Below are 14,023 nucleotides of genomic sequence, written 5' to 3'. Positions count from 1 at the left end.
AACAAAACCGCGGCGCATCGCTGCGCCGCGGCGGTAGGACTCGATTAGCGGCGCAGGCCGAGCTTCTCGATCAAGGACTTGTAACGCTCGTTGTCCTTCTTCTTCAGGTAGTCGAGCAGGCTGCGGCGACGGTTGACCATCTGCAGCAGACCACGACGGCTGTGGTGATCCTTCTTGTGGGTCTTGAAGTGGCCGGTCAGCAGCTCGATGCGCGCGGTCAGCAGAGCCACCTGCACTTCCGGCGAACCGGTGTCCTGGGCGCTGCGCTTGTTGTCTTCAATAACTTTCTGGGTGTCGACGGACATGATGTTTTCTCGATAGATGCGTGGTCGACAGGAACGTGCATGACGCACCGTCGGACTCGCCGTTTGCTTAGGATGAGCGCGCTTGGCGCTAAGGTGCCCCGATCGGGGCCGCGAAATTGTAACGTCGCCCGGCCCAGGGAACAAGTTGACAAAATCTTAACAGGCCGGAATTTCGTTCAGTCCATTGAATAATCGTTGTGGCGACAAGCGCCCGTCGGCGTCCACCAGGCCTAGTCCCGAGGGGGTTCCGTCAGGTCCGAATACGGCCACCTGCCCCGTTGGAAATGCGGCATCACGCAAGCGCTGGCCCATGCGAAAACGCGCCGCGCGGGTTTGATCGAGCACGATTCGCGCAAAATCGGCCAGGCCGGCCTCGATCGGCAGCAATAGTGTCTGCGCCTCGGCACCCGCTTCCAAAACTGCCGACAACGCCTCCAGCGTGATCATCTGCGGAGCGCGAAACGGCTCCACCCACAGCCGACGCAGCGAGGCGATGTGCGCTCCACATCCCAGCGCCTCGCCCAGGTCACGCGCCAGGCTGCGGATATACGTGCCCGAACCGCAGGTCACGCGCAGGCGCAGACGTGGGGCGCCGTAGCCCAGCACCTCGATCGCCTGCACATCCACCTCGCGCACCGGCGCTTCGATACGTTCGCCGCGTCGCGCCTTGGCGTACAGCGGCTCGCCGCCCTGCTTGAGCGCGGAATAAATCGGCGCCTGTTGCTGGATACGGCCGATGAAAGGCGCCAGCGCCGCCTGGAGATCGGCCTCGCTCAGATCCGGCACCGCACGCTCGCGCAGCGACTCGCCGTCGGCATCGTCGGTGTCGGTGGTGATGCCCAACACGATCTCGGCGTCGTACGCCTTGGCTGAACCGAGCAGCAGTCCGGCGATCTTGGTCGCTTCGCCAAAACAGAGCGGCAACAGGCCGGTGGCCAGCGGATCCAGGCTGCCGGTATGGCCGCCCTTCTCTGCACGCAATAACCGGCGTGCGGCCTGCAGTGCATTGTTGGAGCTCAGCCCCGACGGCTTGTCCAGCAGCAGGATGCCGTGCAACGGGCGGTAGACGATGCGGGGTTTCAAAGGATCGGTGCTCGAATCAGGCGCAGTGCGCGCCCGCGGGAATCAGGGCCGCGGCAGAAGCGGCAGGCCGTGACAGCGCTCAGCGCTGTTCGGCATCTTCGTCGCTGGACGTGGCCTCGGGGCCAACGTCGTCAAGGTCACGCAGCAGATTGTCGATGCGTTCGCCGCGATCGACCGAATCGTCGTAATGGAAGTGCAGCTCGGGTACGTGGCGCAGCTTCATCGCGCGCGCCAACTGCGTACGCAGCTGGCCGGCGATTTCCTTGAGCCCCTTGACCGCTTCGGCCGAACGCTCCTGCTGCAGCGCGGTGACGAAGACCTTGGCGTGCGCCAGGTCGCGACTGATTTCGACGTCGGACACGCTGACCGACGGCAGGCCGTGGTCGCGCACGGCCGCGTGCACGATCGTGCCGAGGTCGCGACGCACCTGCGCAGATACGCGGTCGGTGCGATGGAATGATTTGGTTGGCATGGTCGTGGACCTGGTTGATTCGGAGGGCCAGTAGGCACCGAAGCCAAAAACAAACGCGGGCGGCCATGCCGCCCTCGCCTTGCAGAACCTGCATTGGACAACGCAGGGCGGAGTCCGGGGCCCGCGGGCCCCGGCAGCCGTTACAGCGTACGGGCCACTTCGATACGCTCGAAGCACTCGATCTGGTCGCCGGCCTTGACGTCGTTGTAGGCCTTCACGCCGATACCGCATTCGGTACCGTTGCGCACTTCGTCGACGTTTTCCTTGAAGCGACGCAGCGATTCCAGCTCGCCTTCGAACACCACGACGCTGTCGCGGAGCACGCGGATCGGCTTGCTGCGCTTGACCACGCCTTCGATGACCATGCAGCCTGCAACCGCGCCGAACTTCGAGCTGCGGAACACATCGCGCACCTGTGCGATACCGATGATCTCTTCGCGGATTTCCACGCCGAGCAGACCGGAGGCCACCTGCTTCACCTGATCGATCACGTCATAGATGATCGAGAAGTAACGCAGGTCGATCCCGTTGGACTCGACGATCTTGCGCGCCGAGGCATCCGCACGCACGTTGAAGCCGATGATCGTCGCCTTGGAAGCAGCGGCCGAATTCGCGTCGGATTCGGTGATGCCGCCCACGCCGGAGTGGATCACGTTGATGCGGATGTCCTCGTTGGACAACGCAACCAGCGACTGCTTGAGCGCTTCCACCGAGCCCTGCACGTCGGCCTTGATCACCAGGTTCAACACCTGCTGGCCTTCGCCCTTGCCCATCTGGGCCAGGATGTCTTCCATGCGGTTGGTCGCCGAGGCAACCAGACGCGACTCGCGGCGCTTGGTTTCGCGCTGCTGCGCCACGTCCTTGGCCAGACGCTCGTCGTCGACGACCACGAAGTCGTCGCCAGCTTCCGGCACGCCGGACAACCCCAGGACCTGCACCGGAATCGACGGGCCCGCCGAGGCCGGCTGATGGCCGGTTTCGTCGAACAACGCACGCACGCGACCGTACTGGATGCCGCACACCAGATAGTCGCCACGCTTCAGCGCACCCTGCTGCACCAGCACCGTCGCCACCGGGCCGCGGCCCTTGTCCAGCGAGGATTCGATGACGGTACCGCTGGCGCGGCCCTCGGCCACGGCCTTGAGTTCCAGCACTTCGGCCTGCAGCGAAATCGCGTCCAGCAGCGTGTCCACGCCGGTACCGAGCTTGGCCGACACTTCGATGAACTGGGTGTCGCCACCGAACTCTTCGGCCACCACGTTTTCGGCCAGCAGCTCGTTCTTGACCCGCAGCGGATCCGCGCCGGTCTTGTCGATCTTGTTGACCGCCACGATCAGCGGCACGCCTGCCGCCTTGGCATGCGCAACCGCTTCCTTGGTCTGCGGCATCACGCCATCGTCGGCGGCAACCACCAGCACCACGATGTCGGTGATCTTGGCGCCACGGGCACGCATCGAGGTAAACGCGGCATGGCCGGGCGTATCCAGGAAGCTGATGACGCCACGACCGGTTTCGACGTGGTACGCACCGATGTGCTGGGTAATGCCGCCGGCTTCGCCGGAGGCGATCTTGGTACGGCGGATGTAATCCAGCAGCGAGGTCTTGCCGTGATCGACGTGACCCATGATGGTGACCACCGGCGGACGCGACGTGGCCTCGCCCTGCGCATCCTCGGCATGCGCCAGCAGCGCGTCCTCGAAGTCGGCATTGTCGGCACGCACGGCTTTATGGCCGAGCTCTTCGGTCACCAGTGCCGCGGTGTCGTGATCGATGCTCTGGGTGATGGTCGCCATGACGCCCATCTTGAACAACGCCTTGACCACGTCGCCGCCCTTGAGCGCGAGTTTCTGCGCCAGGTCTGCAACGGTGATGGTCTCGCCGATCGCCACTTCACGCACCACCGGTGCGGTGGGGCGCTCGAACCCGTGCGGGCCGCTGTTGGCCTGGCTGCCGCCACGGCCGCTGTCGTTACCGCGGCGCGAGGACGACGAACCCGGGCGACCGGTCGGCTTGCCGCGCACATTGGAACGCCGTGCGCGATCGGCCGCGGACAGATGCAACTGCCCGGCGAAGCGCTTGGTCGCATCGTCGTCCTCGACCCCGGCCACCATGACGTGCGAACCGCGCGTCTTGTGCTTGGCGGCATTGCTGCGGTCGTCCGCACGTGCCGGCGCTGCCGGACGAGAGGCCGGAGATGCACCCGCCGGGCGTGCCGCACGCGGTGCGGAGGACGGCGAAGAAGGCGAACGCGCAGCCGGCGCCGCGGCAGACGGCGTCGGCGCATCAACAACCGGGGCCGGCGCACTGGCAGCCGCAGCGGCTTCCTCGGCAGCCTTGCGCTCGGCTTCTGCGCGGTCCTTGGCGGCCTGCTCTTCCTCGCGCTTGCGCTGAATTGCTTCGTCGCGCACGCGGTCGCTTTCGGCCAGGCGCTGCTGCTCTTCGAGGTTGCGCTGACGCGATTCCTCGAGCTTACGCAGGATATCGGCGCGTTCTTCGTCCGGCGTCATCGGCGCGGCGCGGCCGCCACCTTCGTTCTCGGACTTCACGTAGGTGCGCTTCTGCCGCACTTCCACGTTGACCGTGGTCTTGGTGCGGCCGGCGTTGACAGTGACTTCCTGCAGCTTGCGCCGGTTGAGCGTGATTTTCTTGGCTGCTTCGCTCGCCGCTTCGGCAGACGTTTCGGCCTTGCCGTGCGTGCGACGCAGGAAGCCAAGCAGTTTCATCTTCTCGGTGCTGGTCACGACCTGGTCGGGACCGCTGAACTTCATTCCGGCCTCGGCCAGTTGAACCAGCAGTTTATCGACCGGCGTATTGACCAGTTCGGCAAGCTTGCGGATGGTGGTTTGCTGCGACATTCGGATCCTATGATCTGGTTGGCGCCCCCTCGCCCAGAGCAAGGGATACGCTGATTCTAAGCCCTGATGGGGTCAGGGCGCGGTTCATTGCCGGCTCATTCGCCGCGCTCCAAACGGGCGATCTCCTCGGCGCGGGCCGCCAGGATCAGCGCCGCAGCGCGCTCCTGGGTCATGCCCTCGATGCCGAAGTCGACGATCTCGTCCGCTGCCAGGTCGGACAAGTCCTCGCTGGTGCGCACGCCGTGCTCGGCCAGCGCAAAGGCCGTTTCCTCGTCCATCCCCTCCAGCGCCAGCAGGTCCTCGGTGGGCTGAGTTCCTTCCAGGCCCTCCTCCTCGGCCAGCGCGGCGTTCAGCAGCGCATCGCGGGCACGGGCGCGCAGTTCTTCAACGATGTCTTCGTCGAAGCCCTCCACCGCCAGCAACTCGCCGACCGGCACGTAGGCGATTTCTTCGACCGTGTTGAAACCTTCGGAGACCAGGATCGCGGAGATTTCCTCGTCCACTTCCAGGCGGTCCATGAACAGCTGGCGCGCCGCGGCCTGCTCGGCCTCGGACTTGGCGGCCACCTGGTCGGCGGTCATCACGTTGAGCTGCCAACCGGTCAGGCGGCTGGCCAGACGCACGTTCTGGCCGCCCTTGCCGATCGCCTGCGCAAGGCGGTCTTCCGCCACGGCCAGGTCCATCGAGTGCTTGTCTTCATCGACGATGATCGACTGCACTTCGGCAGGCGCCATTGCGTTGATGACGAAGTTGGCCGGGTTCTCGTTCCACAACACGATGTCCACGCGCTCGCCATTGAGTTCGTTGGACACCGCCTGCACGCGCGAACCGCGCATGCCGATGCATGCGCCGATGGGGTCGGTGCGGGCGTCGTGCGCGATCACGGCAATCTTGGCGCGGTCGCCCGGATCGCGTGCGCAAGCCTTGATCTCGACCAGGCCCTGGCCGACCTCCGGCACTTCGAGCTTGAACAGTTCGATCATGAATTCCGGTGCGGCACGGCTGATGAACAGCTGCGGGCCACGCGGCTCGGAGCGCACTTCGGCCAGATAACCGCGCACGCGGTCGCCGGGACGCAGCACGTCGCGCGGAATGCCCTTGTCCTTCGGAATGAAGGCTTCGGCGTTGCCGCCAAGATCGACAAAAATATTGCCGCGCTCTGCGCGCTTGACCACGCCGGTGATCAACTCACCCACACGATCCTTCCACGCATCCACCACCTGCTGACGCTCGGCCTCGCGCACACGCTGCACGATCACCTGCTTGGCGGCCTGCGCGGCGATACGGCCGAAGTCGGGATTCTCGATCTGTTCTTCGATGTAATCGCCCACTTCCACGCCATCGGCTTCGTCGATGGCATCCATCAGACGCACCTGGCGGTCAGGGGATTCCATCACCACATCATCGGCAACCACTTCCCAGCGACGGTAGGTTTCGTAAGTACCGTCCTTGTGATCGATGGTGACGCGGGCCAGCACGTCCTGGTCGGGATAGCGCTTCTTCGCTGCGGAAGCCAGCGCGGCCTCGATCGCTTCGAAGATCACCTCGCGCGGCACGCCCTTCTCGTTGGCGACCGCATCCACTACCAGCAAAAGTTCCTTGCTCATTTCGTCACTCCGCGCGCGGCTTGCCAGCCGCCGACTCGTTGGATGGTTTCTTCTTTTCGTGCCCGGGTTTTTTCGGGCCGGGCTTGTTCGGTTTCTGCGGTGCCAGACCCAGCGCAACCCAATCCGGCACGATGCGCGCTTTGTCGATATTGTCGTAGCCGATCTGCACGTCCTTGCCATCGACGGCGAACACCACCGCAGCTGCCTCGGCATCGATGCGCAGGATCTCGCCCTGGAAGCGGCGCCGACCATCCTGCGCCAGCTTCAAGACGATCTTTGCCGACTCACCGGTGTGGCGCGCGAACTGTTCAAGCGTGAACAGCGGACGATCCACACCCGGAGATGACACTTCAAGCGTGTAGTTGCCGCTGATCGGGTCTTCGACGTCGAGCTGAGCGGAGACTTCACGGCTCACGCGCTCGCAGTCGTCGACATTGATGACACGCTCGGGCTGTTCGGCCAGCGGCACATCGATATATAGGCGCAAAGTGGCGCCGCCTGGAGCGGGAAGATATTCCACGCCCAGCAGTTCCAAGCCCAGGGACTCAACCGTTGGACTCAGCAGATTCGCGATTTCGGTCGCTTTTTCGCTCACAGACTGCCCTGATCAGATGATTGCCAGTAGAACCCCGGCAACCGGCAGCAAACTTTCCGGTTCCGGAAAAAACAAGGGGCCCGATGGGCCCCTTGCGTGAAAAAAGCCCGACCTCTTAGGGTCGGCGTAAAGACGGGAACATGCGTCCTTACGATCCAAGAAGCTGAATCACTGCGATGAAGCAACAATTCGAAACTTGGTAGCGGGGGCAGGATTTGAACCTGCGACCTTCGGGTTATGAGCCCGACGAGCTGCCAGACTGCTCCACCCCGCAGCAGAAGCGGAATTATGAAGAACTTGAGCGACAATTGCAAGCCCTAGTTTTTCATCTGTTGGACAGCGTGGCGGCTGTTCAACGTCGCGGCGAATAATACCCGCAATGCAACAAAAACGAAACAGTAAACACGGTTTATTTCAGTGCGATGCCAAACCGCACGATGTGGCACTGCGAGACCCAGCGTTGCGTGGAGGCCTTACGCGAGGCCGGCGAACGCGCGCTGGCACCACACCATGATCGGACTCCAGGCTAGGCCAAGTGCAAGCAGGGCCAGCGCATTGACGCCGAGCACGGTACCCAGCACACGATCGTTATTGGCCGGCAACGGCTCGCCTACCGGCTCGTCGAAGTACATGACCTTGATGACGCGCAGGTAGTAGTACGCGCCGATCACTGCGCAGATCACGCCGACCAACGCCAGCCACAGCATGTCGCCCTTCACTGCCGCGCCCAGCACCGCCAGCTTGGTCCAGAAACCGAGGAACGGGGGGATACCTGCCAAAGACGCCATGATGCACAGCACCAGGCCAGCCATCCACGGATTGCGCGCGTTGAGTCCCTTGAAGTCGTCGATGTTTTCCGCTTCGAACCCGTTACGCGACAGCGCGATGATGGCGCCGAACGAAGCGGTGGACATGATCGTGTAGCTGACCGCATAGAACATCGCGGCCGCGTAGCCTTCTTCCCCGCCGCCAGCCACGCCCATCAGCAGGAAGCCGATATGCGAGACCGTCGAGTACGCGAGCATGCGCTTGAGGTTGCTCTGCGCAATGGCCATCAGGTTACCGACCACCAGCGACACCGCCGACAAGCCGCCGATCAGCAGATGCCACTGCGGCGACAACGGACCCATGCCGACTTCTAGCAGGCGATAGGCCATACCGAACGCTGCAAGCTTGGGCGCCGAGCTGATGAACAACGCGATCGGTGCAGGCGCACCCTGATACACGTCGGGCAGCCACATGTGGAAGGGCGCAGCACCGAGCTTGAAGGCGACGCCGGCGATCATGAAGATGGTGCCGGTCAGCAGCAACGTGCGCTCGTTGGAGCCTTCGATCGCATCATGGATGCCGGCCAGGCTGAGCGTACCGGTGGCGCCGTAGACCAGCGACATGCCGTACAGCAGCAGACCCGACGCGAGCGAGCCCAGGACGAAATACTTCATCGCCGCTTCGGTGGCCAGGCCATTGTCGCGGTTGGAGGCGACCAGTGCGTAGGAGCACAGCGCCAGCAGCTCCAGACCCAGATACACCATCAGCAGGCTACCGGCCGATGCCAGCAACATCATGCCGGCGGTGGCGAACAGTACCAATACCGGGATTTCGCCCTGGTAGAGATTGCGCTCGCGCAGGTAGGTCCAGCCGTAGACCAGGCTCAGCCCGCTGACCAGCACGATCACGGTCTTCATGACATCGGCCGCCGTGTCGCGGACGAACATGCCGTTGAAGATATCGCCCTGCCCGCCCGTGCCGGTCGCAAGCAACACGAGCACCACGGCAAGCACGGCAACGGAGAACAGGTGGGTCCAGACCTTGTTCCGCTGGCTCACGAACAGGTCGAGCATCAGCAGTGCGAAGGCGCCGCCGATCAGCACCAGCTCCGGTACGAGCGGAGCCAGGTCAGCGGTGGTCAACGGCGCGAGCGTTGGCGTGGTCATCATTAAATCCTGGAAATCAAAACGTACGGCAAGCGGTCAGAGCTTGGTCGCGGCAATCTGGGTTGCCAGCTTGGCGATCGAGGGTTCCATCAGATCGGTCAGCGGCTTCGGATACAGGCCCAGGGCGAGCACGCCGGCGGCGAACACCCCCAGCACGAACGCTTCGCGGCCATTGATGTCCTTCAGCTCGGCCACGTGTGCATTGGCCACTTCGCCGAAGAACACGCGCTTGTAGAGCCACAGTGTGTACGCCGCGGTGATCACCAGCGTGGTGGCTGCAGCGAAGGCAACCAGCGGATGCTTCTGGAAGCTGGCCAGGATGACCATGAACTCGCCGACAAAGCCACTCGTTCCAGGCAAGCCGGCATTGGCCATGAAGAACAACATGGAGAACGTGGCGAACCACGGCATCACGTTGACCACGCCGCCGTAGTCGGCGATGCGACGGGTATGCATGCGGTCGTAGAGCACGCCGATGCATGAGAACATCGCACCGGATACGAAACCGTGGGAAATCATCTGCACCATCGCGCCCTGCAGGCCCAGACGGGCAGCATCGGTGCTGCCATACTCGCGCACCAAAGTGAAGGCGATAAAGGTACCGAGCGTGACGAAACCCATGTGCGCGATGGACGAATACGCCACCAGCTTCTTCATGTCGTCCTGTACCAACGCCACCAGGCCGACATAGATCACCGCAATCAGCGAAAGCGTGATGACCAGCCAGGCGAACTCATGACTCGCATCCGGCACGATCGGCAGGTTGAAGCGCAGGAAGCCGTAGCCGCCGATCTTCAACGCAATCGCCGCCAGGATCACCGAACCGGCCGTCGGCGCCTCGACGTGCGCGTCCGGCAACCAGGTGTGCACCGGGAACATCGGCACCTTGACCGCAAAGGCGATCAGAAACGCAAAGAAGATCCAGGTCTGTTCCTTGGCGGTCAGCTGCAGCGCGTAGAGATCGGCGAGCTGGAAGCTGCCGCCCTTCAAATACAGATACACCAGGCCCACCAGCATCAGCACCGAGCCAAGGAAGGTATACAGGAAGAACTTCATCGCCGCGTAGATGCGCCGCGGGCCGCCCCAGACACCGATGATCAGGAACATCGGGATCAGCATGGCTTCGAAGAACACGTAGAACAACATCGCGTCGGTGGCGGCGAAGATGCCAACGGTGACACCTTCCAGGATCAGGAAGGCAGCGACGTACTGATTGACGCGCTTGTCGATCGAGCGCCAGGCACCGATCAAAGCCAGCACCGTCACCAGCGTGGTCAGCACGATCAACGCGACCGCGATGCCATCCACGCCCAGGTTATAGCCGATGTTATAAGCCGGGATCCAGGCATGCAGTTCGATGAACTGCATGGCGTCATTGGCCGTGTCGTAGCCCAGCAGCGGCAGACTCAGCGCAAAGGTCGCCACCGCTACCGCCAAAGACGCCCAGCGGGCAGTCTCGGCGTTGCGCAACGCAAGGATCAGGGCGCCACCGATAATCGGCAGCCAGATCAAGATAGACAGTAAAGGCCAGTTCGACACGTTTTCTTATTCCGTACAGGTCAACGCCAGAAATGCATCAGTACCGCCAACAAGGCGATCAAACCGATGATCATTGCGAAGGCGTAGTGATAGAGGAAACCGGATTGCGTGCGACGCAGCAGATTTGCAGCCAGGTCGATCAGTCGGGCAGAACCGTTGACGACAGCGCCGTCGACCACATGGGTATCGACTGCACGTGACGCCTTGCCAAGCACAACGCCACCACCGGCGAAGCCATTGATCCAGAGCTTGTCGAAGCCGTACTTGTTTTCCAGCAACCACACGATCGGCGCGAATGTCTTGCGCGACTTGGTGGCCAGTTCCGGCTTCCACAGGTAGAACAGCGCTGCCAGCAACAGCCCGGCTACCGTCAGGAAGAACGGAGCGGCCAGCATGCCATGCAGTGCGAATGCGACCGGACCATGGAACTCTTCGGCCAACGCACCAACGGTATCGCGTGCCGGATCGTAGAAATCGACGATACCAGTGAAGAACGAAACTGCCTGGCCCTTCATGGCGTGCGCTGCATGGTGGCCCTGCCAGTCGGTCCCGAACAACATCGGACCGATCGTGAAGAAGCCGATCGCGATCGAGGGGATTGCTAACAAGACCAACGGCAGCGTTACCACCCACTTGGACTCATGCGGCTCGTGGGCGCCATGGTGACCATGTCCGTGATCGTCGTGGGCATGCGCATCGTGTGAGTGAACCTGCGCTTCGGCATCGGTATGCGCGCTGTCGTGATGCGAATGCGCGTCGTGCGCATGGGCGTCGCGGAACCGCTCCTTGCCGTGGAAGGTCAGGAACAGCAAACGGAAGCTGTAGAAACTGGTCACCAGTACGCCGCCGAGCACGGCCCAGTAGCCATAGGTTGCGACCCAGCTATGCGACTCATGCGCATGATGCGCGGCCGCTTCGATGATGGTGTCCTTCGAGTAGAAGCCAGAGAAGAACGGCGTACCGACTAGTGCCAGCGTACCGATCACGCTGGTCCAGTAGGTCACCTTCATGTACTTGCGCAGGCCACCCATCTTGCGCATGTCCTGCTCGTGGTGCATGCCGATGATCACCGAGCCGGCAGCCAGGAACAGCAGTGCCTTGAAGAAGGCGTGGGTCATCAGGTGGAACACGGCTGCCGAATACGCCGACACGCCCAATGCCACCGTCATGTAACCCAGCTGCGACAGCGTGGAGTAAGCGACCACGCGCTTGATGTCGTTCTGCACGATACCGATCAGGCCGGTGAAAAACGCCGTGGTCGCACCGATGAACAGGATGAAGTTCAACGCCGTTTCCGACAGTTCGAACAGCGGCGACATGCGCGCCACCATGAAGATGCCGGCGGTCACCATCGTTGCTGCGTGGATCAGCGCCGAGATCGGCGTGGGGCCTTCCATCGAGTCCGGCAGCCACACATGCAACGGCACCTGGGCCGACTTGCCCATCGCACCGATGAACAGGCAGATGCAGATCAGCGTCATCACGCTCCATTCGTGGCCCGCGAACAGCTGCACCTTGGCACCGGCCATGGTGGTCGCATTGGCGAACACGGTGGAGTAATCCAGCGAGCCGAACCACAACAGCACACCGGCGATACCGAGGATGAAGCCGAAGTCGCCGACGCGATTGACCAGGAACGCCTTCATGTTGGCGAACACGGCCGTCGGACGCTTGAACCAGAAACCGATCAACAGGTACGACACCAGACCCACCGCTTCCCAGCCGAAGAACAGCTGCAGGAAGTTGTTGCTCATCACCAGCGTGAGCATGGAGAAGGTGAACAACGAGATGTAGCTGAAGAAGCGCTGGTAGCCCGGATCTTCTTCCATGTAGCCGATGGTGTAGATGTGCACCAGCAGCGACACGAAGGTCACCACCACCATCATCATTGCGGTCAGGCGATCGACCATGAAGCCGACATGCGCAGAGTAATTGCCGACGTCAAAGAACGTGTAGAGGTTCTGGTTGAACGGGCTGGCGCCCTGCTCGACCAGCTGATACAGCGTCACGCACGACAGCACGCAGCTCACCGCAACACCGAGGATGGTGACGTACTGCGCGCCCTTGCGCCCGACCTGGCGCCCGAACAGGCCGGCGATGATGCTGCCGACCAGCGGTGCAAGCACCACTGCGATCAACAGACTCTTGGAGAGAGTGATTTCCATCTACAGGTCAGCCCTTCAACGTATCGACTTCGGCCACATTGATCGTGCGGCGCGTGCGGAACAGAGTCACCAGGATCGCAAGGCCGATCGCAGCCTCCGCAGCGGCAACCGTCAGAATGAAGAACACGAACAACTGACCGGCGGTATCGCCAAGCTCGCGCGAGAACGCAATGAAGTTGACGTTGACCGACAGCAGCATCAACTCGATCGACATCAGCAGCACGATGACGTTCTTGCGGTTGAGGAAGATGCCGGCCAGCGAGATGCAGAACAGCACCGCGCCCAGTCCAAGCAGGTGGCCCAAGGTAATCAAGACTTCGCCTCCTGTCCGTCGGCCGCGTCGATCTGCGGCGCAACCTGTACCGGCTTTTCAACCGCCATTTTGACCATGCGCAGACGGTCGCCCGCCTTCACCCGCGACTGCTCGCCGGCATTCTGCAACTTGATGCCAGTGCGCTTGCGCAGGGTCAGCATCACTGCAGCCACCACCGCCACCGTCAGGATCACCGCCGCAAATTCGAACGGCAGCAGAAATTCGGTGTACAGGCTCTTGGCCAACCAGGTCAGGTTGGAACTGTCTGCAGCTTGCGCAGCTGCGTTGTCTGCAGGGAACGGCGTGGCGCTACGCGCCTTGACACCGATCAGCGTGACCATCTGCGCGAGCATGGCAACCGCCACGATGACGCCGAGCGGCATGTACTTGACCCAACCCTCGCGCAAGCGGCTGGTATCGATGTCCAGCATCATCACCACGAACAGGAACAGCACCATCACCGCGCCGACGTAGACCAGCACGAGGGTCACGCCGAGGAATTCGGCCCCGACCAGCAACCAGATGCATGCCATCGAGAAGAACGTGAGGATCAGGCACAACACGGCGTACACCGGGTTGCGCACGCTGATCACCGCACCGGCGGACACGACCGCGACGGCGGAGAAGGCGTAGAAAGCAATAGAGACCCAGTCCATCATGACCTCAACGGAAGGCGGCATCGGCAGCGCGACGCTCGGCGATCTCGGTTTCTAACCGGTCTCCGATCGCCAGCAGCTGCGGCTTGTTGACAATGTTTTCGCCACGCTTCTCGAAGTGGTACTCGAGGATGTGCGTTTCGACGATCGAGTCCACCGGGCAGCTTTCCTCGCAGAAGCCGCAGAAGATGCACTTGAACAGGTCGATGTCGTAGCGCGTGGTGCGGCGGGTGCCGTCTTCGCGCTTGGCCGAGTCGATGGTGATCGCCAGCGCCGGACACACCGCTTCGCACAGCTTGCAAGCGATGCAACGCTCTTCGCCGTTGGGATAGCGGCGCAGCGCGTGCAGGCCACGAAAGCGCGGCGACTGCGGGAATTTCTCCATCGGGTACAGCACGGTGTACTTGGGCTTGAACGTGTATTTCAACGTCAGCCACAAACCGCCGAGCAATTCGAGCAGCAGCAGGCTCTTGAAGTAATGGGTGATCTTGTTCATCGA

Annotated in this window: 12 protein-coding genes and 1 tRNA gene; all 13 read right to left on the bottom strand. The window is 62.5% G+C overall.

Features of this window, described 5'->3' with window-relative positions:
- Positions 1 to 44: 44 nt before the first annotated feature.
- The 13 genes from rpsO to nuoI all read right to left on the bottom strand — a co-directional run bounded on the left by rpsO (position 45) and on the right by nuoI (position 14,020).
- Positions 45 to 305, bottom strand: coding sequence for a 30S ribosomal protein S15 (gene rpsO, locus EO156_RS20330; RefSeq protein WP_003485583.1), 261 nt, complete (start codon positions 303 to 305; stop codon positions 45 to 47).
- Positions 306 to 461: 156 nt separating this feature from the next.
- A complete protein-coding gene (gene truB / locus EO156_RS20325) occupies positions 462 to 1,388 on the bottom strand; it encodes a tRNA pseudouridine(55) synthase TruB (protein WP_016848688.1) in 927 nt (308 codons plus the stop codon).
- 79 nt (positions 1,389 to 1,467) lie between these two features.
- Positions 1,468 to 1,860: a 30S ribosome-binding factor RbfA gene (gene rbfA, locus EO156_RS20320; protein ID WP_005914265.1), complete on the bottom strand. Its 393-nt coding sequence runs from the start codon at positions 1,858 to 1,860 to the stop codon at positions 1,468 to 1,470.
- 140 nt (positions 1,861 to 2,000) lie between these two features.
- Positions 2,001 to 4,715, bottom strand: coding sequence for a translation initiation factor IF-2 (infB, locus tag EO156_RS20315; RefSeq protein ID WP_029829186.1), 2,715 nt, complete (start codon positions 4,713 to 4,715; stop codon positions 2,001 to 2,003).
- Positions 4,716 to 4,810: 95 nt separating this feature from the next.
- Entirely contained in the window at positions 4,811 to 6,322 is a 1,512-nt protein-coding gene (gene nusA / locus EO156_RS20310; protein WP_005914268.1) for a transcription termination factor NusA, read from the bottom strand.
- Between the two features lie 4 nt (positions 6,323 to 6,326).
- Positions 6,327 to 6,917 carry a ribosome maturation factor RimP gene (gene rimP / locus EO156_RS20305; RefSeq protein ID WP_005914269.1) on the bottom strand — a complete coding sequence of 197 codons (591 nt, stop codon included), beginning with the start codon at positions 6,915 to 6,917 and terminating at the stop codon, positions 6,327 to 6,329.
- Positions 6,918 to 7,114: 197 nt separating this feature from the next.
- Positions 7,115 to 7,191 (bottom strand) — tRNA-Met (locus EO156_RS20300).
- A 199-nt stretch (positions 7,192 to 7,390) separates the two neighbouring features.
- A complete protein-coding gene (gene nuoN / locus EO156_RS20295) occupies positions 7,391 to 8,851 on the bottom strand; it encodes an NADH-quinone oxidoreductase subunit NuoN (protein WP_003485567.1) in 1,461 nt (486 codons plus the stop codon).
- 36 nt (positions 8,852 to 8,887) lie between these two features.
- Positions 8,888 to 10,390, bottom strand: coding sequence for an NADH-quinone oxidoreductase subunit M (locus EO156_RS20290; protein ID WP_005914270.1), 1,503 nt, complete (start codon positions 10,388 to 10,390; stop codon positions 8,888 to 8,890).
- 20 nt (positions 10,391 to 10,410) lie between these two features.
- Positions 10,411 to 12,555, bottom strand: coding sequence for an NADH-quinone oxidoreductase subunit L (nuoL, locus tag EO156_RS20285; RefSeq protein ID WP_005914271.1), 2,145 nt, complete (start codon positions 12,553 to 12,555; stop codon positions 10,411 to 10,413).
- A gap of 7 nt (positions 12,556 to 12,562) precedes the next feature.
- Positions 12,563 to 12,868 carry an NADH-quinone oxidoreductase subunit NuoK gene (nuoK, locus tag EO156_RS20280; protein WP_005914274.1) on the bottom strand — a complete coding sequence of 102 codons (306 nt, stop codon included), beginning with the start codon at positions 12,866 to 12,868 and terminating at the stop codon, positions 12,563 to 12,565.
- Positions 12,865 to 13,527, bottom strand: a complete 663-nt coding sequence (locus EO156_RS20275) for an NADH-quinone oxidoreductase subunit J (RefSeq protein WP_016849582.1) — start codon at positions 13,525 to 13,527, stop codon at positions 12,865 to 12,867. Before EO156_RS20275 ends, nuoK begins: the two co-directional genes overlap by 4 nt.
- 4 nt (positions 13,528 to 13,531) lie before the next feature.
- Entirely contained in the window at positions 13,532 to 14,020 is a 489-nt protein-coding gene (nuoI, locus tag EO156_RS20270; RefSeq protein WP_003485557.1) for an NADH-quinone oxidoreductase subunit NuoI, read from the bottom strand.
- Positions 14,021 to 14,023: the final 3 nt, after the last annotated feature.

The sequence above is a fragment of the Xanthomonas sp. DAR33341 genome, from assembly GCF_003992815.1.
GTDB classification, from domain to species: domain Bacteria; phylum Pseudomonadota; class Gammaproteobacteria; order Xanthomonadales; family Xanthomonadaceae; genus Xanthomonas; species Xanthomonas cissicola.
Note: the sequence above shows the minus strand (reverse complement) of the source record. Positions and strands in the feature narration are given on the sequence as shown.

Coding starts and splice junctions, on each gene's coding strand:
- rpsO (WP_003485583.1), bottom strand. CDS start 305: ATGTCCGTCGACACCCAGAAAGTTATTGAAGACAACAAGCGCAGCGCC.
- rbfA (WP_005914265.1), bottom strand. CDS start 1,860: ATGCCAACCAAATCATTCCATCGCACCGACCGCGTATCTGCGCAGGTG.
- infB (WP_029829186.1), bottom strand. CDS start 4,715: ATGTCGCAGCAAACCACCATCCGCAAGCTTGCCGAACTGGTCAATACG.
- nusA (WP_005914268.1), bottom strand. CDS start 6,322: ATGAGCAAGGAACTTTTGCTGGTAGTGGATGCGGTCGCCAACGAGAAG.
- nuoN (WP_003485567.1), bottom strand. CDS start 8,851: ATGACCACGCCAACGCTCGCGCCGTTGACCACCGCTGACCTGGCTCCG.
- nuoL (WP_005914271.1), bottom strand. CDS start 12,555: ATGGAAATCACTCTCTCCAAGAGTCTGTTGATCGCAGTGGTGCTTGCA.
- EO156_RS20275 (WP_016849582.1), bottom strand. CDS start 13,527: ATGATGGACTGGGTCTCTATTGCTTTCTACGCCTTCTCCGCCGTCGCG.
- nuoI (WP_003485557.1), bottom strand. CDS start 14,020: ATGAACAAGATCACCCATTACTTCAAGAGCCTGCTGCTGCTCGAATTG.